The organism is Phenylobacterium sp. (genome assembly GCF_035944335.1).
Lineage (GTDB): Bacteria > Pseudomonadota > Alphaproteobacteria > Caulobacterales > Caulobacteraceae > Phenylobacterium.
This window is the reverse complement of record NZ_DASZBG010000083.1, coordinates 1-18,535: the sequence shown is the minus strand read 5'-3', so window position 1 is coordinate 18,535 and position 18,535 is coordinate 1. Positions and strand designations below refer to the sequence as shown.

The following is an 18,535-nucleotide window of genomic DNA, read 5'->3' as shown; positions in this document are numbered from 1 at the left end:
AGCCGCGCCCGCGCCCGCTGCGAAGCATTGACAGCGCAGGGGCTTGGCCGTCCTAAGGCCACCGATGACCAAGGCGGCCGCGCAAAACGCCGAGACCGAGGACGGCGGGACCTGGCGGTTCCCGGCGGGCCAATCCCTGCGCCTGGATTCGGGGGCCAGCCTCGGCCCCCTGGAGATCGCCTACAAGACCTACGGCCGGCTGAACGCCGACAAGACCAACGCCGTCCTGGTCTGCCACGCCCTGACCGGCGACCAGCATCTGGCCTCCACCCATCCGATGACCGGCAAGCCCGGCTGGTGGGACCGCTTCGTCGGCCCCGGCAAGCCGCTCGACACCGATCGCTACTTCGTCATCTGCACCAATGTGATCGGCGGCTGCATGGGCTCCACGGGCCCGGCCTCGATCAATCCGAAGACCAAAGAGCCCTATGGCCTGGCCTTCCCGGTGATCACCATCGGCGACATGGTCCGCGCCCAGGCCATGCTGATCGAGGCGCTGGGCATCGACACCCTGTTCGCGGTGATCGGCGGCTCCATGGGCGGCATGCAGGTGCTGCAGTGGGCGGCGGACTATCCCGACAAGCTGTTCTCGGCGATCTGCATCGCCGCGGCGCCGCGGCATTCGGCCCAGAACATCGCCTTCCACGAGGTCGGCCGCCAGGCGATCATGGCCGATCCCGACTGGCGGGGCGGCGCCTATGAGGCGCAGGGCGTCCGGCCCGAGAAGGGCCTGGCGGTCGCCCGCATGGCCGCGCACATCACCTATCTCTCCGAGGCCGCCCTGCAGCGAAAGTTCGGCCGCGAACTGCAGCGCGACGGCCTCTCCTGGGGCTTCGACGCCGATTTCCAGGTCGAGAGCTATCTCCGTCACCAAGGCGCGAGCTTCGTCGACCGCTTCGACGCCAACTCCTACCTCTACATCACCCGCGCGCTCGACTACTTCGACCTCGCCGCCCAGCACGGAGGCGTGCTGGCGCAGGCCTTCCAGGCGGCGCGCAAGGTGCGCTTCTGCGTGCTGTCCTTCTCGTCGGACTGGCTCTATCCGACCCCGGAAAGCCGCGAGATCGTCCGCGCACTCAACGCCGCCGGGGCCCGCGCCAGCTTCGTGGAGATCGAGACGGACAAGGGCCACGACGCCTTCTTCCTCGACGAGCCGCAGCTCGACGCGGCGCTCAAGGGCTTCTTCTCCGCCGGCGCCCAGGCGCGGGGCCTCAAGTGAGCGCGGCTGTCCGCGAGGACTTCGCCGAGATCCTGCGGCTGGTGAAGCCCGGCTCGCGCGTGCTCGACGTGGGCTGCGAGGACGGCGCGCTGCTGGAGCTCCTGACCCGCGAAAAGGCCGTCGACGGCCAGGGGCTGGAGCTCTCGCCGGAGAACGTCGCGGCCTGCCTCGCCAAAGGCCTGGCGGTCGTGCAGGGCGACGGCGACCGCGACCTCGACTACTTCCCGACGCGGGCCTTCGACTACGCGGTGCTCTCCAAGACCCTGCAGCAGATGCGCGAGCCCCGGCACGTGCTCTCCGAGCTGCTGCGCATCGCCGACCGGGCCATCGTCTCGGTGCCGAACTTCGGCCACTGGCGGATGCGCGTCTCGCTGATGACCCGCGGCCGGATGCCGGAGACCCGCGCGCTCCCCGACCCCTGGTGGGCGACGCCCAACATCCACCTCTGCACGCTCAAGGACTTCACCGACCTGTGCCGCATCCTGGACCTCAGGATCGAGGCCTGCGCCGCGCTGACGGCCGGCAAGCCGGCCCGCGCCTTCGATCCCGCCGGCATCCTCGAGAACTGGCGCGCCGAGACGGCCCTGTTCCTGCTCAGCCAGGGCTGAACCGCCGCTCTCCGCCTCGCCGGAAGAGGCGCACCGCGTCCGACGCCAGGTCCCATGACGGCTCTCGGGCCGTTGCGGGCCACCCGCTCCGCCCCCTACTGTCGGTGGTCCAGCGGAAAGCGGGTCCTCATGGCGTTCGGAAAGCTGTTGCTGATGATCGGCGCCCTGGCGATCGCGCCCTGCGCCGCGGCATCCGGGAGCGCTCCCCTTTGGGCCACCTTCCCCGAGGCGCCGCCCATGCCGGCGGCCGACGGCAGCGGCTTCATCACCCACGACGGCGCGCGGCTGTACTACGCCGTGTTCCATCGCGGCGCCGGCCGCCCCGTCGTCCTGCTGCATGGCGGCATGGGCTCATCGGACTCCTGGAGCTTCGAGGTTCCGCGGCTGGCCGGGCACGAAGTTGTCGTCATGGACAGTCGCGGCCAGGGCCGCAGCAGCCGCTCGGAGGCGCCGCTCACCTATGAGCTGATGGCCTCGGACGTCGTGGCCCTGATGGACGCCCTGCACCTGCGGCGCGCTTCCATCGTCGGCGCCAGCGATGGCGGAATCATCGGCCTGTTGCTCGCCATCGAGCATCCCGAACGGGTCGACAGGCTGTTCGCCTGGGGCGCCAACTTCAATACCCATGCCCAGCGGCTATCGCCGCCGGACCCGGCGCTCAAGTCGGTCGGGGCGGCCTATGTCGCGCGGATGGCCGAGGACTATCGTCGGCGTTCACCCACGCCGGAGGGTTTCGCGGACCTGCGGACTTCGCTCGGCCGGCTGTACGCCACGGAGCCGAACCTGACGCCGGCAGAGCTTGGGCGGATCAAGGCGCCAACCGTGATCGCCGACGGCGAGTACGAACAGTTCATCGACCCCTCGCACACCCGCCTGCTGGCGCGCCTGATTCCCGGCGCCATCCTGGTGATCCTGCCCAATGTGAGCCACGGCGGGCCGCAGCAGGATCCCGCAGGCTTTCACGCCGCGGTCGCCGCGCTGCTGGACCGGTCGCCATAGGTCGACCTGCGGAACATGCTGACTCAACGTTGGCGGCAGGCGAGGCTAGAGCCGATCCGGGAGGAACCCCAACCATGCCAAGACGCGCCGATCCGCCGAAGGGCGAGAAACGCTCGGCCGTGCAGGCGCGGGCCGCTTGCGTCTGCGGCGCCGTGCGGTTGGAGATCGACGTGCCGGGCGTCTGGGCCTGGCACGACCATGGCGAGGCCTCGCGCCGCGCCCAGGGCTGCGCCTACGCCACCTATGTCGGCAGCTGGAAGAGCCGTTTCCGCATGCTCTTGGGCGAGGAGCTGCTGACCCGCTACGAGGACGCCGAGCGCAAGACCACGCGCAGCTTCTGCGCCCGCTGCGGCACGCCCATGCTCTATGAGCGCGCGCGGTCGCCCAAGATCGTCAACATCCCGCGCGCCCTGTTCGCCTCGCGCACCGGGCGCGAGCCGCGCTATCACATGAATCTCGCCGAGGCCGCCGACTGGGAATACGGCGGCGCGCCGCTCGCGCCCCTGAAGGGCTATCCGGGCGTGATGTGGGAACGCCCCAAGCGGAAGAAGCCAGCCGACGCCATCGACGCGCTATTTACCGCGCAGGACTGAGGCGGCTTGCGCGGCGCGCCGCCGTCGCCATTTCCAAGGTGAAGCTGGAGGGATGCATGCTGACATTCGTGGCGCTGGCCGTGGGCCTGATCGTCTGGCTGGCCCCGGAGACCCCGGTCGGCAAGCTGTTGCGGCGCGCCCTCGTGGATTGGCCCGCCGAACGCCTGTCCCGCATCCGCCCCGGACTGGTCATCCTGATCGTGCTGCTGATCGCCGCCAGCGTGGCCCTGATCGTCGTCGCCAAGAACGAGGGCGCCTTCCTGGTCGCGCAGGGCCTGCCCGAGGCGATCGCCTCGATCTTCGCCCTGGATGTTGCGACCTATCTGGACATCCTCGTGATGGCCTGGCTGGTGGCCGCTTCCGTGCGGCTGCGGGCCGTCAAGGCGGTCATCGGTTCGGCCACCGCGCGCGTCCGTCGGCTGATAGTGCGGCGGACATCGCCGCGCGTCCGCGCTCGGCGCCGCCGTCCCGCCGCGCGGCCGCCCCCCAATTCCGATGACGAGGCTTGGCCCGGCTTCGCCCTGGCGGCCTGAAGCCGTTCAGTCGTCGACGCGGGTCTCGGGGCGGTCGTCGCCGGAGGCCACCTCGTCGTGCCAGCGGCCGGCCTTGTCCTCATAGCTGATGCCGGTGGCGTTGCCGGGCTGGCGCTGTTCGGCCGCGGCGCGCGCGGCGGCGCGATGGGCGGCCTCGCGGGTCGGGAAGGTCTCGGAGAACGAGCCCTCCGCCTTGTAGGCCCAGCCCCCGTCATGCTCGACCACGTGATAGACGACCTCGGTCATGGCAGGGCTCCTTCGGACTTCGCTCAAGGGCAGCCTACCCCGCGATGGCGGCGGCGTCCCGCTCCCCGGTGCGGATGCGCAGGGCCTGCTCGAGGTCCATGACGAACACCTTGCCGTCGCCGATCTTGCCGGTGTTGGCGGCGCCCGACAGGGCCTCGATAACCCTGTCGGCCATGTCCGACGGCACGGCGATCTCCAGCTTCACCTTGGGCAGCAGCTTCACCTCGTACTCGGCGCCGCGATAGACCTCGGTCTTGCCGCGCTGGCGGCCATAGCCGCGCACCTCGGTCACCGTCAGGCCCGAGGCGCCGGCCTCGGTCACCGCGTCGAGCACTTCGTCGAGGCGGCTGGGCTTGATGATCGCCACGATCATCTTCATGCGCGGGACTCCCGGAAAGCGGCGGATACTCGGCAAGCAAGCTAAGGCTTCCGACCGCCCGGTCCAAGGGGTTGCCGGCGAACCGGGGTCTGGGAGACCGGCTGGGCGCCCGGCGCGGGCACGAGGATCGGCCTGGCGACGCGGGCGCGGGCCCGCACGCCCTTGGGCTTCACCGCGAAGGTCTGCTTCACCGCCTCCATGAGCACCAGCCCCGCGAACCCGGGCCACAGCCGCGAGCCGGCCTGCTCGAACCCCTCGGCCCAGCCGGCCAGCCAGCCGGCCGGCGGCACATAGAGCGCCCGCGTCCAGCCCGCCGGCTCCAGCTCGGCCTCCCGCAGCAGCTCGGCGAGCTGGCTGCGCGTATAGGGCCGCCCGTGGCCGAAGGGGGTCTTCTCGGAATTGGCCCACAGCCCGTTGCGCGCGGCCACCGCCACGATCACCCGGCCCGAGGGGGCCAGCACCCGCCACACCTCGCGCAGCAGGGCGATGGGATCCGGGCTCTCCTCGACGGCGTGGACCAGCAGGATGCGGTCGAACAGGGCGTTGGCGTAGGGCAGGGCGTCCTCGCCCACCAGGCTCGATCGGTTGCGCTGGCCGGCCGGCCAGATCTCCACCCCTTGCTGCGCCGGCATGCCGGCCACCACGCGGCGCGCGGCGGGGGCGAGGCTCGCCACGAACGGCGTCGCATAGCCCAGCGCCAGCACGTCCAGCCCATGGGCGTCGCCCCAGGCCTCCACGACCTTGCGGCCGACCATCAGGCGCGCGGCGCGGCCCAGGTCGGAGGCGTAGAACTGGCGGAGTTCGAGGACGTCGCGGCGCATGGGCCTTGGGCTAAGCTCGACGAAGGTCTATCGCCAACCTAAATCGCGTCTCACCCGTTGTCGCGCAGGAGGTCGTCATGCCGCTCCAGGTCCACCAGTTCCCCTGCCTGTCCGACAACTACGGCTTCCTGGCCCGCGACGAGGCGACGGGCCTCGCCGCCTGCATCGACACGCCGGAGGCCGGCGCCATCCTGCGCGAGCTGGACAAGCTCGGCTGGACGCTGGCGTTCATCCTCAACACCCACTGGCATCCCGACCACGCCGGCGGCAACGCCGAGGTCAAGGCCGCGACCGGCGCCACCGTCATCGGGCCGGGCGAGGTCACTCGCCTGACGCCGCTCGACCGCCAGGTGGCCGGCGGCGACCTGGTCGAACTGGGCGCCACGCGCTTCGAGGTCATCGAGACCGGCGGCCACACCTTGCAGCACATCACCTATTTCGATCAGGCCGACCGCATCGCCTTCGTCGGCGACACCCTGTTCGCCCTGGGCTGCGGGCGGCTGTTCGAGGGCGACGCGGCGCAGATGTGGGAGAGCCTGCAGAAGCTCGCGTCCCTGCCGGACGACACCACCGTCTACTGCGCCCACGAATACACCGCCTCCAACGCCCGCTTCGCGCTGTCGGTGGACGACGATCCGGCGCTCAAGCGCCGCGCCGATCAGGTGTTCGCCGCCCGCGAGCGGGGCGAGGCCACCGTGCCCACCACCATCGGCCTGGAGAAGGCGACCAATCCGTTCCTGCGGGCCCCCCAGCTCGCCGCGCGCGTGGGGGCGGCCGGCAAGCCCGACTTCGAGGCCTTCGGCGCGGTCCGCGCCGCCAAGGACGTGTTCAAGGGCTAGCTAGCGGTCTAGCGGTCGGGCGCCGACATCGCCGCGGCGATCCGCTGGGACGAGGGACGGCCGGCCAGGCCCAGGGCCGGCGCCACGGTGATCCTCAGCGTGCCGCGCTGCACCACCGCGGCCACCCGCTTGCCCTGCTCGAGGAACACCCGCTTCAGGCTCGCCAGCCGGTTGCGCCCCTGCGGCTGCTCGGAGAGATGCGTCACCGCCACGCTGGCCACCAGGGCCGCATCGGCGATCACCGCGGAGGAGGCCGGATTGGCCTCGGCGTCGAACAGGATCACGTGCTTGGCCGCCCGGCTGGCCCGCAAGGAGGCCTGGCCGAGCCGCTCCAGCAGCGCCTGCGGACCCAGCGGCGCGAGCCGCAGCGGCGCCCCGCCGCCCGACAGGGCCGCGGCCTCGCCGTCCGGCCGATGGCCGGTGAAGATGGTCAGCCCGCCGAGCCGCGTGGCGCGCAGCACCGGCTCGCCCAGGTCGTTCTTGTAGATCACGTCGCCGCGCGGCGCGGGATGCGGCTGCAGCGCCCAGACCTCCGGGCTGTTCTCGAACTTCAAGAGCGGCTGGTCTTGGGTCAGATCCAGGGTGAAGCTGTCGCCGTCCTCGGAGACGTAGCGGCCCACCGCAGGCGCCCCGAAATCGCGCCCGGCCGGCTGCTGACCGTGGCCGAACAACAGGTCGTGCAGGCTCTGGGCCGACGCCGATCCGGCGAATCCGATCGCTGCGCAGAAAACCGCTGCGCAGATCGACCTCGGAATCGCAGTCGGCCCGTCATCCATGACTGTCAACGAGATGCCGGTGGACTGGGGCGCTTTTTGGACTACGGCAAGGTCCTTACCCGACCATGTACTGGCCGCCGTTCAGCGCCAGGGTCGCACCCGTCACATAGCCGGCCCGTTCGCCGGCCAGGAACGCCACCATGTCGGCGATCTCGTCGCCGTGGCCCAGGCGGCCCACCGGGATCTGGGCGATGATGCTCTCCAGCACCTTTTCCGGCACCGACTGGACCATTTCGGTGTCGATGTAGCCCGGCGCGATGCAGTTCACCGTGACGCCCTTCTTGGCGTTCTCCAGCGCCAGGGCCTTGGTGAAGCCGATCATCCCGGCCTTCGCGGCGGAATAGTTGGTCTGGCCCATCTGGCCCTTCTGGCCGTTGATCGAGGAGATGTTGATGATCCGGCCCCAGCCGCGGTCGCGCATGCCCTCGATCACCTGCCGGGTCATGTTGAACAGGCTATCCATGTTCACCCGGATGACCTCGCTCCACTGTTCGGAGGTCATCTTGTGGAACACCCCGTCGCGGGTGATGCCGGCGTTGTTGACCAGCACCTCGATGGGGCCGAGCTCGCGCTCCACCGCCTCGCGGGCGTGCTGGCAGTCGGCGAAGTTGCCGACATTGCCCTTGATGACCATGACGCCCAGTTCGCTCTTCAGCGCCTCGGCCGCCTTGTCATTGCCGGAATAACCGGCCGCCACCTGCATGCCGTCGGCCCTCAGCCGCTCGACGATCGCGCGCCCGATGCCACGGGTCCCGCCCGTGACCAAAGCCACCCTGGCCATGCGTTTTCGCTCCCTGGTTCGCCGCCGGTTGTGAGCTCCGGCGGTCGTCTCTCGGTCTCTAACGCGTCAGACCTTCTCGACGCACATGGCCACGCCCATGCCGCCGCCGACGCACAGCGTGGCGAGGCCCTTGGAGCCCCCCGATCGCTTCATCTCATGCAGCAGGGTGGTCAGGATTCTTGCGCCGGAGGCGCCGATCGGATGGCCGATGGCGATGGCCCCGCCGTTGACGTTCACCTTGGCCGGATCGAGGCCCAGGTCGCGCACCACGCACAGTGACTGGGCCGCGAAGGCCTCGTTGGATTCAATGAGGTCCAGGTCGGCGACGCTCCAGCCCGCCTTTTCCAGCGCCTTGCGGCTGGCCGGGATCGGCCCGGTGCCCATGATCTCGGGATCGACGCCGGCGTGCGCCCAGGAGGCGATGCGGGCCAGCGGCTTCAGGCCCCGTTTCTTGGCTTCCTCGGCGCTCATCAGCACCAGGGCCGCGGCCCCGTCGTTGAGCCCCGAGGCGTTGGCCGCCGTCACCGTGCCGTCCTTGGCGAAGGCGGGCTTGAGGCCCGAGATGCTCTCCAGCGTCACCCCGTGGCGGATGAACTCGTCATTCTCGACCACCGTGTCGCCCTTGCGGCCCTTGATGGTCACCGGGACGATCTCGTCCTTGAAGCGGCCCGACGTCTGGGCGGCCTCGGCGCGGTTCTGCGAGCCGACGGCGAAGCGGTCCTGGTCTTCGCGGGTGATCTGCCAGCGGGCGGCGATATTCTCCGCCGTCTGGCCCATGTGGTAGCCGTGGAAGGCGTCCCACAGCCCGTCCTTGATCATGGTGTCGACGAAGCTCAGGTCGCCCATCTTCTGGCCGTTCCTGAGGTTCTGGGCGTGCGGCGACTGGCTCATGCTCTCCTGGCCGCCGGCGATGACGATCTCGGCCGAGCCGTCCTGGATCTGCTGGGCGCCCAGGGCCACGGCCCTTAGGCCCGAGCCGCAGAGCTGGTTCAGGCTCCAGGCGGGGCTTTCCAGCGGGATGCCGGCGTTGACCGCAGCCTGGCGCGCCGGGCCCTGGCCGGCGCCGGCCTGCAGCACCTGGCCCATCACCACCTCGTCCACGTCGGCCGCCGCTATTCCGGCGCGCTCGACCGCCGCCTGGATGGCGATCCGGCCCAGCTCGTGGGCGGCCAGGGTCGAGAGCGCGCCGTTGAACGAGCCCACCGGCGTGCGGGCGGCGGAGACGATGACGATGTCGGTCATGGCGGATCCTCGGAAGCTGGACGGGGCCCTCATTCATCTATCGGGAGGCGGCGCGGCTTCGGCAAGCCCGCAGCCTGCAAATATTCGACTCCCTTTGATTATCTGCTCGCATCCGCGATACTGCGGTGCGGAACGAAGGCGCTGGCGGAGGCGCCCGATGCAGGGCTTTCGGACAGGGATTTCGGATGGCTGACACCCAAGGGACCGACGCGCCTCAGGGCGAGCGGGTCGTCATCAAGAAGTACGCCAACCGGCGTCTCTACAACACGGCCTCTTCCTCTTACGTCACCCTCGAACACCTGGCCGACATGGTGAAGAAGGGCGTCGACTTCGTGGTCTATGACGCCAAGACCAACGAGGACATCACCCGCTCGGTGCTGACCCAGATCATCTTCGAGGAGGAGAGCCAGGGTCAGTCGCTGCTGCCGATCCAGTTCCTGCGGCAGCTGATCAGCTTCTACGGCAACTCGGTGCAGGCGTTCCTGCCGAGCTACCTGGAGCTGTCGCTGGCCACCTTCGCCCAGCAGCAGGAGCGGATGCGCAGTCAGTTCACCGCGCTTGGGCCCACCGCCGGCGTCGGCGCCTTCGAGGAGCAGATTCGCCAGAACCTCGCCCTCTTCGACCGGGCCATGAAGATGTTCTCGCCCTTCGCCTATACCAGGCCCGAGGAGGCGGCTCCCGCCGCCGCGGGCGCGGCCCCGAAGGCCGCCGAACCGGCCGCCGACGACGCCCTCGTCCAGCTGCGCAGGCAGATGGCCGCGATGCAGGCCCAGATCGACAAGCTGGGGACCAAGGGCTGAGCCGCGCGTTGATGGCGCAAGGTTTGCAAACGCTTAAGCATGATGTCCCGAATTGACCCGATCCGACGCGCGGTGCTGCTGCGCAGGGCCGCCAGGCCCGAGCCGGACGCCGCCGAGGAGGCCGCGTCGGCCGAGGTCGTGCGCCTGCCGGTTCCGGTCGAGCGGGTGAACCGTATCCTGCCCCGGGACGACAACAACGACGGCCAGGCCGCCTTCGCCGCCCAGCTGATGGGCCAGGACGGCGCCAAGCGCGGCCTGCGCGCCGGCCCCGAGCTCATCGACTCGGCCAAGAGCCTCTACAACCGCACCGAATGGTCGGGGTCCAAGGACCGCCGCGCGCCCACCGGCGGCCGGGCCAGGACAAAGATCTAGCGCGGCTTGTTCAGGCCCAGGGATCCGGTCCTTTTCTGGGTCAACATCGCCGGCGCCGCGGTCGTCCTCATGATCGCCGCCTACTGCTGGTTCGTGTGGACCCACCCGCACTACGCGCCGCCCTGCATGCCCGGCTACAGAGCGCACTGCCCGCCCGTGCGTGTCCCCTACCGCTGACCGCGCCGGGTCGGCCCTTCAGCGCGCTTTCAGGGCCGCGATCTCGGCCTCCAGCACAGCGACCCGACGTTCCAGCCTGTCGATCCGTTGGTCGTGCGTCCCGGCCTGACCCGGCGCCGGCGTCGACACGCCCGCCCGCGACGCCACCTCGCCTGCCGGCTCCCCGAGCAACTCGGCCATTTGCGCAACCTGCTGGGCGGAAATTTCCCGCTGGTCCTTGAACACCAGCGCCAGGTCGGCCTCGCTCATCCCCACCGCCGCCGCCAGCACGGCGCGCGAAGCCCCGCGCTCGCCAAGGCGGGCGTCGAACCATTCCGCATCGAAGAACAGGGCCATCGGGCTCCCCCGTCAGGCTTGGCGCCGGTCTTGCTTAACCAAGATCATGCAGCAATTCGCCCACCGCTTCATCGACCTCGCCCTGGTCACCCTGATCCTCAGCGCCCTGACCTAGGCCTCGTCGACGCCGGCCGGATTGCGGGCCCGCGACTGCAGCCACATCACCCCCATGAGGTCCGACAGCGAGACCCACAGCCGGCCGAGGTTGGTGTATTTCGAGACGCCGGTCTGGCGGTGCCGGTGGGCGACCGGCAGGAAGGCCGTCTGATAGCCCTCGCGCAGCATCAGGGCCGGCAGATAGCGGTGGATGTGGTCGAAGTAGGGGAGCCGCAGGAAGGCCTCGCGGCGGAAGGCCTTCAGCCCGCAGCCGGTGTCGTTGGCGGTGTCCTTCAGGAGCCGTTTTCGCACGCCGTTGCCGATGCGCGAGGCGACCTTCTTGGCCTGGCTGTCCTGGCGTTTCACCCGCTCGCCGCCGACCAGCGCCAGGCTGGGCGGACCGGCCAGCAGCGCGTCCACCAGCTTCGGCCCGTCGGCGGGGTCGTTCTGGCCGTCGCCGTCGAGGGTCACCACCACGGCTCCCCGCGCGCCGAGGACGCCGGTGCGAATCGCCCGGCTCTGGCCGCTGTTCTTGGCGTGGCCCAGCACCCGCAGCTGCGGAATCTCGGCCTGCAGCGCCTTCAGCGCGCCGCGGGTGCCGTCGCGGCTGGCGTCGTCGACGAAGACGATCTCGAAGCTGCGCCCCTTGAAGGCAGCGGCGATCTCGCGGGCCAGGGCCGGCGCTGCGCCCTCCTCGTCGAAGACGGGCACGACTACCGAGATGTCTGGCGCGGGGGTGTTGGCGGGCTTGCGGGCCATGGGCCCTCAAATAGCGGAAAAGGCGGACGAGGAAAGGATCGTGCTAATGGGGTCGTCATGACGCTTCAGGGTGAGTTGGCGCGGTGGAGCCGCGGCTGGCGGGGACCGGCGGCGGCGGCCTTCATCGCCTTGCTGGCCGGCCTGCCGGGCCTGCTGGCCCTGCCGCCGCTCGACCGCGACGAGTCGCGCTTCGCCGAAGCCACCGCCCAGATGCTCGAGACCGGCGACTTCGTGGTCATCCGCTACCAGGACCAGCCGCGCTTCAAGAAGCCGGTGGGAATCCACTGGCTGCAGGCGGCCAGCGTGACCGCCTTCTCCAGCTCCGAGGCGCGCGACATCTGGGCCTACCGCATCCCCTCCTTGCTGGGCGCGATGCTGGCGGCGGCGGCCTGCGCCTGGGGGGCGGCGGCCTTCTTCGGGCCCGAGGCGGGACTGCTGGCCGGCGCCATGCTGGGCGCCACCTTCATGCTCTCCACCGAGGCCATGATCGCCAAGACCGACGCGGTGCTGGCCGGGACCACCACGCTCGCCATGGCCGCGCTCGGCCGGATCTACGCCGCCAGCCGCGACGGCCCGCCGATCGGGGCGGGAACCCCGATGGTCTTCTGGCTGGCCATGGCCGTGGCCCTGCTGGTCAAGGGTCCCGTCGGCCCGATGGTCGCCGGGCTGGCGATAATCGCGCTCGCCGTCGCCGACCGCCGGGCCGGCTGGCTCGGCCGGCTCAACTGGTACTGGGGCCTGATCCTGGTGCTGATCGTCGTCGGGCCCTGGGCCGGCGCCGTCACCGTCGCCACCGACGGCGGGTTCTGGAGCCAGGCGCTGGCCGGCGATCTCGCCCCGAAGCTGGCCGGCGGCCAGGAGACCCACGGCGCGCCGCCCGGCTACCACACCCTGCTGGCGCCGCTGCTGCTGTTCCCGGTCACCCTGCTGATCCCCGCGGCCCTGGTGGCCGGCTGGCGGCGCCGCGCCGAGCCCGGCGTGCGCTTCGCGCTCGCCTGGCTGATCCCCACCTGGCTGGTGTTCGAGGCCTTGCCCACCAAGCTGGCGCACTACACCCTGCCGGCCTATGGCGCGGTCTGCTGGCTGGCGGCGGCGGCCCTGATGCAGCCGCTCGGCAAGCGCGTGCGGATCGCCGGCGCCGTGCTGGCCGGCCTGTTCGGCGTCCTGCTGGCGGGCGGCGTCTTCTACCTCACCTCGCTCTACGGCCACGGCGGCGATGTCGCCTGGGCGGTCCTCGCGGCGGCCCTGCTGGCGGCGGCCGGCCTCGCGGGCGCCTATATGATCGTCAAGCGGGAAAGCCCCCTGCCCGCCGTGGCCGCGGCGCTGGCCTTGGCGGTGCTCGGCCACGGCGTCCTCGCCGCCGGCCTGGCGCCTCGGCTGGATCCGCTGTGGCTATCGCGGCGGACGGAGGCGGCCATGGGCAAGGCGCAGCTCCTGCCGCGGCAGGGCATCGCCGACGCGCCGGTGACGGTCGCGGGCTACGCCGAGCCCAGCCTGGTCTTCGCGCTGGGGACCGAGACCGAGCTTGGCGGCCCGGACGACGCGGCCCAGGCCATCGCCGAGCACCGCCCGGCGGTGGTCGAGGATCGCCAGGACCCGGTCTTCCGCCAGGCGCTGGCGGCGGCCCACGCCGTCGCCCAGGAGGTCGCCGAGGTGAAGGGCCTCGACTATTCGGACGGACACAAGATGACGCTACGAATCTACAGGGCGCCCGACAGCGCGCCGCCCCCGAGAGACCAACCGGCAGGAGGCCTTCCATGAGCCACCGCATCGAGATCGTCGAGGTCGGCCCCCGCGACGGGCTGCAGAACGAGAAGGCCCTGCTGGAGGTGGATCAGAAGCTGGAGTTCATCCACCGCCTGGAGGCCGCCGGCGCCCGACGCATGGAGACCGTCTCCTTCGTCAATCCCAAGCGCGTGCCGCAGATGGCCGGCGCCGAGGAGATTTCCGAAGCGCTGCCCCATCAGGGGGGCCGCTCACGCATCGGCCTGGTGCTCAACGAGCGCGGCTGGGATCGCTGTCTCGCCGCGAAGTGCGACGAGGCCAATATCGTGGTCTGCGCCACCGACGGCTTCGGCATCCGCAACCAGGGCGCCAGCGTCGAGGAGCAGATCGCCGCCATGCAGGCGATCGCCCAGCGCAGGCAGGCCGAGGGCGGCCCGCCGATCACCGTGACCATCTCGGTGGCCTTCGGTTGCCCCTTCGACGGCGAGGTCTCGGAAGACCAGGTGCTGCGCATCGTGCGCGCCGCCGCGCAGGCCCAGGTCGACGAACTGGCGTTGGCCGACACCATCGGCGTCGCCGACCCCTGGCTGGTCCGCAAGCGCGTCGAGGCGACCCGCAAGGCCGCGCCGGGCGTGCCGCTGCGCATGCATTTCCACGACACCCGCAACACGGGCCTGGCCAACGCCTTCGCCAGCCTCGAGGCCGGCGTCGAGGTGCTGGACGCCTCCTGTGGGGGCCTGGGGGGCTGCCCCTTCGCCCCCGACGCCACCGGCAACATCGGCACCGAGGATCTGGTCTACATGCTGGAGCGCGCGGGCTTTGACACCGGCTACGACCTCGACGCCCTGATCGCCACCGCGGGCTGGGTCTCCGGCCTGCTCGGCAAGGCCCCGACCGCCGCCGTCAGCCGGGCCGGCGGATTTCCGAAGGCCAGGGACGCAGCCTAGCGGCGGATCGCCAAGTTCCGCGCTTCCCGCGGATGGGCCCTAAGCCGCCCGCCCGGTCAGCCGCCAGAGCACCGGCCGGGCCACCGCCGTGCAGACGATCAGCGGCGACAGGGCCCAGGCGATCAGCGTGCCGCCGATCCCCTTCGCCCGCTTGCGGAAATAGCGCGCCAGGCCCAGGCCCTTGTAGAGCTCGACGCGGATCAGGCTGGTATGGCTGGTATGGCCCAGGTGGATCACCTCGGCCTTGGGATGGAACAGCACGCTGCCCCCCTGCCGGCGCACGCGCCAGCAAATGTCGACGTCCTCGACGTGCAGGAAATAGCCTTCGTCGAAGCCGCCCACCGCCTCGAAGTCCTCGCGCCGCATGCAGAAGCAGGCGCCGGAGATGGTCGGCGTCGGCGCCGCGCGCTCCGGCAAGGCGTCGCCCTCCCAGTGCACCTCATAGCGCTTGAGGCCCGCGCGCTGGGCCAGGCCGCTGAGCGACATCAGGGCGTTCATGAGGGTGATCTCGCCGCGCCGCGCGCCGCGCTGTTCGGTGCGGTCGGCATTCAGCACCCGGCCGCCGACGATGCAGGGCACCGGCCGGCCCTCGATCTCGCGCACCAGCTCGGCCACGCAGCCGCCTTGCAGGAAGGCGTCGGGGTTCAGGAACAGCAGCAACTCGCCCACAGCCCGGCGCGCCCCGAGGTTCGCGCCACGCGCGAAGCCGATATTGCCGTGGCCTTCCAGCAGCACCACCCGCGCGTCACGATCGGCCAGCCGCCGCAGCGCCTGGCCCTCGCCCTGGGTCGAGCCGTTGTCGACCACCACCAGCTCGTCCACCAGCGGGTCGCGCAGCACCGACAGGACGCTCTCGGCCAGCGCCTCGCCGGTCATGTAGACGACCATGATCACCGAGACGCGGCGGCGCGCGGCGAAGAAGTGCGCCGTGCGGGCGGACTCTACGGCGACGATGGGGGCGGCAATGCCGTTCATCCAGCCTCCAATGCCCCCGCCAACACACGCGCCGGCGCCCCCGCGCCAGCCTCGCTCGCAAGATCGGGCGGAGTCGCCTCCAAGGCAAGCGCCATTGCGGCGTCATCTAGCCCCACAACCTGTTGTTGATCGGATCCGAGGCGCCTGAGCGCCACGCGACGCTCCTCGGCCTCGCGGCGGCCGACCACGGCGATCACCGGGACCTTGGCCAGGCTGTGCTCGCGCACCTTGTAGCCCACCTTCTCGTTGCGGAGATCGATCTCCACCCTGAGCCCCTTGGCCTTCAGCGCGGCCGCCGCCTCGCGGGCGTAGTCGTCCGCGTCCGACGTGATGGTGGCCACAACAACCTGAACCGGAGCCAACCAGAGCGGAAACGCGCCGGCGAAATTCTCGATCATCACCCCGATGAAGCGCTCCACCGAGCCGCAGATCGCCCGGTGCAGCATCACCGGCCGCTGCTTGGAGCCGTCCTCCGCCGTATATTCCGCGTCCAGCCGCTCGGGCAGCACATAGTCGAGCTGCAGCGTGCCGCACTGCCAGGTGCGGCCGATGGCGTCGCGCAGGTGGAACTCCAGCTTCGGGCCATAGAAGGCGCCTTCGTTCGGCAGCAGCTCGACCTCGGCGATGCCGGCCGCCTTGGCCGCCCGCTCCAGCTTGGCTTCGGCCATGTCCCAGACCTCGTCGGTGCCGAACCGCAGTTCGGGGCGGAGCGCCAGCTTCACCGCGTGGAGCTCCAGCCCGCAGTCGCGATAGACACTCTCCAGAAGCCGGATGAACTTCGTCGATTCCGCCTCGATCTGGTCCTCGCGGCAGAAGATGTGCGCGTCGTCCTGGGTGAAGGCCCGCACGCGGAAGATGCCGTGCAGGGCGCCGGACGGCTCATAGCGGTGGCAGGAGCCGAACTCCGCCATGCGCAGCGGCAGGTCGCGGTAGCTCTTCTGGCCGTGGTTGAAGATCTGCACGTGGCCAGGGCAGTTCATCGGCTTGACCGCCAGGACCTCGCCCTCGGCCGTCTCGCAGGTGAACATGTTCTGGCCGAACTTCTGCCAGTGGCCGGAGCGCTCCCACATCTCGCGGTCCATCAGCTGGGGCGCCTTGACCTCCACATAGCCGTCGGCGTCCAGCCGGCGGCGCATGTAGGACTCGATCGTGCGGTACAGCGTCCAACCCTTGGGATGCCAGAAGATCATCCCCTTGGCCTCCTGCTGCATGTGGAACAGGTCCATGGCCTGGCCGATCTTGCGGTGGTCGCGCTTCTCGGCCTCTTCCAGGCGGTGCAGATAGGCTTCGAGGTCGGCTTCCGAGGCCCAGGCCGTGCCGTAGATCCGCTGCAGCATCGGATTGCGGTGGTCGCCGCGCCAATAGGCGCCGGCCAGCTTGGTCAGCTTGAACGCCTTGCCCGCGACCTTGGTCGACGGCAGGTGGGGACCGCGGCACAGGTCCTTCCAGGCGCCCTGGCGGTAGACGCTGACCTGCTCGCCCGCCGGGATGCCGGCGATGATCTCGGCCTTGTACGTTTCGCCGATGTCCTCGAAGTGCTTGATCGCTTCGTCGCGGTCCCATTCCTCGCGCGTGATGGCCTCGTCGCGGTCGACGATCTCCTTCATGCGCGTCTCGATCTTGGCCAGGTCGTCGAGGCTGAACGGCTCGGCGCGGGCGAAGTCGTAGTAGAAGCCGTCCTCGATCGCCGGTCCGATGGTCACCTGGGTGCCGGGGAACAGTTCCTGCACCGCCTCGGCCATGATGTGGCTGACGTCGTGGCGGATGGTCTCCAGCGCCTCGGGGGCGTCGCGCGTCAGGATCTCGAACTTGCCGCCGTGCGGCAGGGGCCGGTCCACGTCATAGAGCTCGCCGTCCAGCTTGATCAGCGCCGCGCGCTTGGCGAGCGACGGGGCGATGGAGGCGGCCACTTGCTTGCCCGTCATGCCGTCGTCGTACTGGCGTTTCGAGCCGTCGGGGAAAATCAGGTCGATCATGTCTTCACTCGGGTCCGGTTCGCGCCTGGCCATCAGGCTTCTGGCCCAGGGGCGCTTTCGGGGGCGGCGCCGGGTCATAGCCCGAACCGCCCCAGGGATGACAGCGACACAGCCTGCGTGCGGCGAGATAGCTCCCGCGCCACGGGCCGTGGCCGATCAGGACGTCGGCGGCATATTCCGAGCAGGTCGGAAGGAACCGGCACTGCCGCCCGATCAGCGGCGAAAGCGTCAGCTTGTAGGCGCGCAATGCGCCCCTGACGCAGCTTTCGTAGGAAGTCATGCCGGCTACGGTCTGGAAGGTTGGCCCCAGCGCTTACGCCGAGGGCTCACGAGGCATCAAGCCGCGCCGGCGGGACTAGTTCGGGTCCCGCCTTTGGCTTCCAGGGCCCTGCGGACAGCCTCGCACACCGCCTCGAACGCGAGCAGCGTCGAGGTGTGGCGGGCCGGATAGTCCTTCACAGGCGCGAGCATCGAAAGGTCCGAAAATCGTCCGTCGGGCGCAGGTCCGCCCGCCTTCAACATAGCACGAAACTGACTGAGCGCGATTTCCAGTTCGTGGGCGGTGGCCCCGACGGCGTGGCGGCCCAGCACGGACGCCGAGGCCTGGCCCAGCGCGCAGGCCTTCACCTCCTGGGCGAAATCGGCCACCCGGTCGCCGTCCAGCCTGACATCGACGATCACCCGGCTGCCGCACAGCTTCGACACCTTCTCCGACGAGCCGTCGGCGTCCGCCAGCCGGCCGAGCCGGGGCAGGTTGGCGGCCAGCGCCAGCACCTTGGCCGAATAGAGGTCGTCGATCATCGCCTTCAGATCGTGATTTGCGGGCCGCGAGTCAATTTCTGCGGCTAGGTCGAAGCCTCGCCGCATGGCAGGCTCGGCCGATGCGGACCCGAATTCCCCTCACCCTCGCCTTCGCCGCCGTCGCCTCCACCGCGCTGGCCGCGCAGGACACCATGCAGACCATCATGGCCGGGCACGTGAACCCCGCGGCCCTGGCGTTCTGGGCGGCCGGCAACGATGCGCCGGACAATGAGGCCCCGGCCCAGGCCAAGCAGCGGTTCGCCGCGGCGCTGCAGGGCGCCCATGACATGCAGGCGTGGGGGCCGATCCTGCAGAAGCCGCCCTACACCCGCTCCGGGACCTGGAACGCCGACGCCCAGCTGATGATCGACATCGCCAAGCTGGGGGAACCCGCGATCCGCGCCCAGGACGGCGCCAAGGCCTTCGAGATCGGCGGGCGGCTCTACGACGCCTGCAACGAGTGCCACAAGCTCTACGTGCCGCGTCGCGGCGCGACGATCCCCAGGGACTCGCCGCTCAACAAGCCTTCGGCCTA

Annotated in this window: 24 protein-coding genes; 12 read left to right on the top strand and 12 right to left on the bottom strand. The window is 70.4% G+C overall.

Annotated elements, in window-relative coordinates; genetic code table 11:
- The first annotated feature begins 64 nt into the window (after positions 1-64).
- From metX to VGT80_RS13860, 5 genes are all read left to right on the top strand, one after another.
- Positions 65-1,219, top strand: a complete 1,155-nt coding sequence (metX, locus tag VGT80_RS13880; protein WP_327456759.1) for a homoserine O-acetyltransferase MetX — start codon at positions 65-67, stop codon at positions 1,217-1,219.
- On the top strand, positions 1,216-1,827 hold the full coding sequence (gene metW / locus VGT80_RS13875; protein ID WP_327456757.1) for a methionine biosynthesis protein MetW: 612 nt from the start codon (positions 1,216-1,218) through the stop codon (positions 1,825-1,827). Before metX ends, metW begins: the two co-directional genes overlap by 4 nt.
- Before the next feature lie 129 nt (positions 1,828-1,956).
- Positions 1,957-2,826 carry an alpha/beta hydrolase gene (locus tag VGT80_RS13870; protein WP_327456755.1) on the top strand — a complete coding sequence of 290 codons (870 nt, stop codon included), beginning with the start codon at positions 1,957-1,959 and terminating at the stop codon, positions 2,824-2,826.
- 74 nt (positions 2,827-2,900) lie between these two features.
- On the top strand, positions 2,901-3,419 hold the full coding sequence (locus tag VGT80_RS13865; RefSeq protein WP_327456753.1) for a GFA family protein: 519 nt from the start codon (positions 2,901-2,903) through the stop codon (positions 3,417-3,419).
- A 56-nt stretch (positions 3,420-3,475) separates the two neighbouring features.
- Positions 3,476-3,952, top strand: coding sequence for a hypothetical protein (locus tag VGT80_RS13860; protein WP_327456751.1), 477 nt, complete (start codon positions 3,476-3,478; stop codon positions 3,950-3,952).
- Between the two features lie 6 nt (positions 3,953-3,958).
- On the opposite strand, the gene VGT80_RS13855 is transcribed toward VGT80_RS13860, so the two are convergent.
- The 3 genes from VGT80_RS13855 to VGT80_RS13845 are packed head-to-tail and all read right to left on the bottom strand — an operon-like array spanning position 3,959 to position 5,398.
- Complete coding sequence (locus VGT80_RS13855) at positions 3,959-4,198, bottom strand: DUF2188 domain-containing protein (protein WP_327456749.1); 240 nt, start codon at positions 4,196-4,198, stop codon at positions 3,959-3,961.
- Between the two features lie 34 nt (positions 4,199-4,232).
- The gene (locus tag VGT80_RS13850) at positions 4,233-4,577 is read right to left on the bottom strand and encodes a P-II family nitrogen regulator (RefSeq protein ID WP_327456747.1); all 345 of its coding nucleotides are present in this window, start codon (positions 4,575-4,577) and stop codon (positions 4,233-4,235) included.
- 41 nt (positions 4,578-4,618) lie between these two features.
- Complete coding sequence (locus VGT80_RS13845; RefSeq protein WP_327456745.1) at positions 4,619-5,398, bottom strand: class I SAM-dependent methyltransferase; 780 nt, start codon at positions 5,396-5,398, stop codon at positions 4,619-4,621.
- Between the two features lie 77 nt (positions 5,399-5,475).
- On the opposite strand from VGT80_RS13845, the gene gloB reads away from it, so the two are divergent.
- Positions 5,476-6,237, top strand: a complete 762-nt coding sequence (gene gloB / locus VGT80_RS13840; RefSeq protein ID WP_327456743.1) for a hydroxyacylglutathione hydrolase — start codon at positions 5,476-5,478, stop codon at positions 6,235-6,237.
- 8 nt (positions 6,238-6,245) lie between these two features.
- On the opposite strand, the gene VGT80_RS13835 is transcribed toward gloB, so the two are convergent.
- The 3 genes from VGT80_RS13835 to VGT80_RS13825 all read right to left on the bottom strand — a co-directional run bounded on the left by VGT80_RS13835 (position 6,246) and on the right by VGT80_RS13825 (position 9,036).
- Entirely contained in the window at positions 6,246-7,013 is a 768-nt protein-coding gene (locus VGT80_RS13835; protein ID WP_327456741.1) for a DUF4908 domain-containing protein, read from the bottom strand.
- A 55-nt stretch (positions 7,014-7,068) separates the two neighbouring features.
- Positions 7,069-7,794, bottom strand: a complete 726-nt coding sequence (gene phbB / locus VGT80_RS13830; RefSeq protein ID WP_327456739.1) for an acetoacetyl-CoA reductase — start codon at positions 7,792-7,794, stop codon at positions 7,069-7,071.
- A gap of 66 nt (positions 7,795-7,860) precedes the next feature.
- The gene (locus VGT80_RS13825) at positions 7,861-9,036 is read right to left on the bottom strand and encodes an acetyl-CoA C-acetyltransferase (RefSeq protein WP_327456737.1); all 1,176 of its coding nucleotides are present in this window, start codon (positions 9,034-9,036) and stop codon (positions 7,861-7,863) included.
- A gap of 185 nt (positions 9,037-9,221) precedes the next feature.
- On the opposite strand from VGT80_RS13825, the gene phaR reads away from it, so the two are divergent.
- The 3 genes from phaR to VGT80_RS13810 are packed head-to-tail and all read left to right on the top strand — an operon-like array spanning position 9,222 to position 10,385.
- Positions 9,222-9,836: a polyhydroxyalkanoate synthesis repressor PhaR gene (gene phaR / locus VGT80_RS13820; protein WP_327456735.1), complete on the top strand. Its 615-nt coding sequence runs from the start codon at positions 9,222-9,224 to the stop codon at positions 9,834-9,836.
- A gap of 39 nt (positions 9,837-9,875) precedes the next feature.
- Complete coding sequence (locus VGT80_RS13815) at positions 9,876-10,208, top strand: hypothetical protein (protein WP_327456733.1); 333 nt, start codon at positions 9,876-9,878, stop codon at positions 10,206-10,208.
- A gap of 6 nt (positions 10,209-10,214) precedes the next feature.
- Entirely contained in the window at positions 10,215-10,385 is a 171-nt protein-coding gene (locus VGT80_RS13810; RefSeq protein ID WP_327456731.1) for a hypothetical protein, read from the top strand.
- An 18-nt stretch (positions 10,386-10,403) separates the two neighbouring features.
- Here VGT80_RS13810 and VGT80_RS13805 read toward each other — a convergent pair whose 3' ends face one another.
- Entirely contained in the window at positions 10,404-10,721 is a 318-nt protein-coding gene (locus tag VGT80_RS13805; RefSeq protein ID WP_327456729.1) for a DNA-binding protein, read from the bottom strand.
- Positions 10,722-10,832: 111 nt separating this feature from the next.
- A complete protein-coding gene (locus VGT80_RS13800) occupies positions 10,833-11,576 on the bottom strand; it encodes a glycosyltransferase family 2 protein (protein WP_327456727.1) in 744 nt (247 codons plus the stop codon).
- A 57-nt stretch (positions 11,577-11,633) separates the two neighbouring features.
- Here VGT80_RS13800 and VGT80_RS13795 point away from each other — a divergent pair, with 57 nt between their 5' ends.
- The gene (locus VGT80_RS13795; RefSeq protein ID WP_327456725.1) at positions 11,634-13,337 is read left to right on the top strand and encodes a glycosyltransferase family 39 protein; all 1,704 of its coding nucleotides are present in this window, start codon (positions 11,634-11,636) and stop codon (positions 13,335-13,337) included.
- Positions 13,334-14,248 (top strand): hydroxymethylglutaryl-CoA lyase, encoded by a 915-nt coding sequence (locus tag VGT80_RS13790; protein WP_327456723.1) that lies wholly within the window; start codon positions 13,334-13,336, stop codon positions 14,246-14,248. The genes VGT80_RS13795 and VGT80_RS13790 overlap by 4 nt, the downstream gene beginning before the upstream one ends.
- Positions 14,249-14,287: 39 nt before the next feature.
- Here VGT80_RS13790 and VGT80_RS13785 read toward each other — a convergent pair whose 3' ends face one another.
- From VGT80_RS13785 to VGT80_RS13770, 4 genes are read right to left on the bottom strand one after another with little or no spacing between them, the layout of a single operon-like run.
- On the bottom strand, positions 14,288-15,223 hold the full coding sequence (locus tag VGT80_RS13785; RefSeq protein WP_327456721.1) for a glycosyltransferase family 2 protein: 936 nt from the start codon (positions 15,221-15,223) through the stop codon (positions 14,288-14,290).
- On the bottom strand, positions 15,220-17,199 hold the full coding sequence (gene thrS / locus VGT80_RS13780; RefSeq protein WP_327456719.1) for a threonine--tRNA ligase: 1,980 nt from the start codon (positions 17,197-17,199) through the stop codon (positions 15,220-15,222). The genes VGT80_RS13785 and thrS overlap by 4 nt, the downstream gene beginning before the upstream one ends.
- 4 nt (positions 17,200-17,203) lie before the next feature.
- A complete protein-coding gene (yidD, locus tag VGT80_RS13775; RefSeq protein ID WP_327456717.1) occupies positions 17,204-17,479 on the bottom strand; it encodes a membrane protein insertion efficiency factor YidD in 276 nt (91 codons plus the stop codon).
- 56 nt (positions 17,480-17,535) lie between these two features.
- Complete coding sequence (locus tag VGT80_RS13770) at positions 17,536-18,000, bottom strand: iron-sulfur cluster assembly scaffold protein (RefSeq protein WP_327456715.1); 465 nt, start codon at positions 17,998-18,000, stop codon at positions 17,536-17,538.
- A gap of 80 nt (positions 18,001-18,080) precedes the next feature.
- Here VGT80_RS13770 and VGT80_RS13765 point away from each other — a divergent pair.
- Positions 18,081-18,535: hypothetical protein (locus tag VGT80_RS13765; protein ID WP_327456713.1), on the top strand; the 455-nt coding region annotated here is incomplete at its 3' end.

Excerpts from the sequence above, each read along its gene's own strand:
- VGT80_RS13815 (WP_327456733.1), top strand. The coding sequence starts at position 9,876 with ATGATGTCCCGAATTGACCCGATCCGACGCGCGGTGCTGCTGCGCAGG.
- yidD (WP_327456717.1), bottom strand. The coding sequence starts at position 17,479 with ATGACTTCCTACGAAAGCTGCGTCAGGGGCGCATTGCGCGCCTACAAG.
- VGT80_RS13850 (WP_327456747.1), bottom strand. The coding sequence starts at position 4,577 with ATGAAGATGATCGTGGCGATCATCAAGCCCAGCCGCCTCGACGAAGTG.
- VGT80_RS13795 (WP_327456725.1), top strand. The coding sequence starts at position 11,634 with ATGACGCTTCAGGGTGAGTTGGCGCGGTGGAGCCGCGGCTGGCGGGGA.
- phbB (WP_327456739.1), bottom strand. The coding sequence starts at position 7,794 with ATGGCCAGGGTGGCTTTGGTCACGGGCGGGACCCGTGGCATCGGGCGC.
- VGT80_RS13865 (WP_327456753.1), top strand. The coding sequence starts at position 2,901 with ATGCCAAGACGCGCCGATCCGCCGAAGGGCGAGAAACGCTCGGCCGTG.
- VGT80_RS13805 (WP_327456729.1), bottom strand. The coding sequence starts at position 10,721 with ATGGCCCTGTTCTTCGATGCGGAATGGTTCGACGCCCGCCTTGGCGAG.
- VGT80_RS13835 (WP_327456741.1), bottom strand. The coding sequence starts at position 7,013 with ATGGATGACGGGCCGACTGCGATTCCGAGGTCGATCTGCGCAGCGGTT.
- gloB (WP_327456743.1), top strand. The coding sequence starts at position 5,476 with ATGCCGCTCCAGGTCCACCAGTTCCCCTGCCTGTCCGACAACTACGGC.
- VGT80_RS13860 (WP_327456751.1), top strand. The coding sequence starts at position 3,476 with ATGCTGACATTCGTGGCGCTGGCCGTGGGCCTGATCGTCTGGCTGGCC.
- VGT80_RS13800 (WP_327456727.1), bottom strand. The coding sequence starts at position 11,576 with ATGGCCCGCAAGCCCGCCAACACCCCCGCGCCAGACATCTCGGTAGTC.
- VGT80_RS13825 (WP_327456737.1), bottom strand. The coding sequence starts at position 9,036 with ATGACCGACATCGTCATCGTCTCCGCCGCCCGCACGCCGGTGGGCTCG.
- VGT80_RS13770 (WP_327456715.1), bottom strand. The coding sequence starts at position 18,000 with ATGATCGACGACCTCTATTCGGCCAAGGTGCTGGCGCTGGCCGCCAAC.
- metX (WP_327456759.1), top strand. The coding sequence starts at position 65 with ATGACCAAGGCGGCCGCGCAAAACGCCGAGACCGAGGACGGCGGGACC.
- phaR (WP_327456735.1), top strand. The coding sequence starts at position 9,222 with ATGGCTGACACCCAAGGGACCGACGCGCCTCAGGGCGAGCGGGTCGTC.
- thrS (WP_327456719.1), bottom strand. The coding sequence starts at position 17,199 with ATGATCGACCTGATTTTCCCCGACGGCTCGAAACGCCAGTACGACGAC.
- VGT80_RS13790 (WP_327456723.1), top strand. The coding sequence starts at position 13,334 with ATGAGCCACCGCATCGAGATCGTCGAGGTCGGCCCCCGCGACGGGCTG.
- VGT80_RS13855 (WP_327456749.1), bottom strand. The coding sequence starts at position 4,198 with ATGACCGAGGTCGTCTATCACGTGGTCGAGCATGACGGGGGCTGGGCC.
- VGT80_RS13845 (WP_327456745.1), bottom strand. The coding sequence starts at position 5,398 with ATGCGCCGCGACGTCCTCGAACTCCGCCAGTTCTACGCCTCCGACCTG.
- VGT80_RS13785 (WP_327456721.1), bottom strand. The coding sequence starts at position 15,223 with ATGAACGGCATTGCCGCCCCCATCGTCGCCGTAGAGTCCGCCCGCACG.
- VGT80_RS13870 (WP_327456755.1), top strand. The coding sequence starts at position 1,957 with ATGGCGTTCGGAAAGCTGTTGCTGATGATCGGCGCCCTGGCGATCGCG.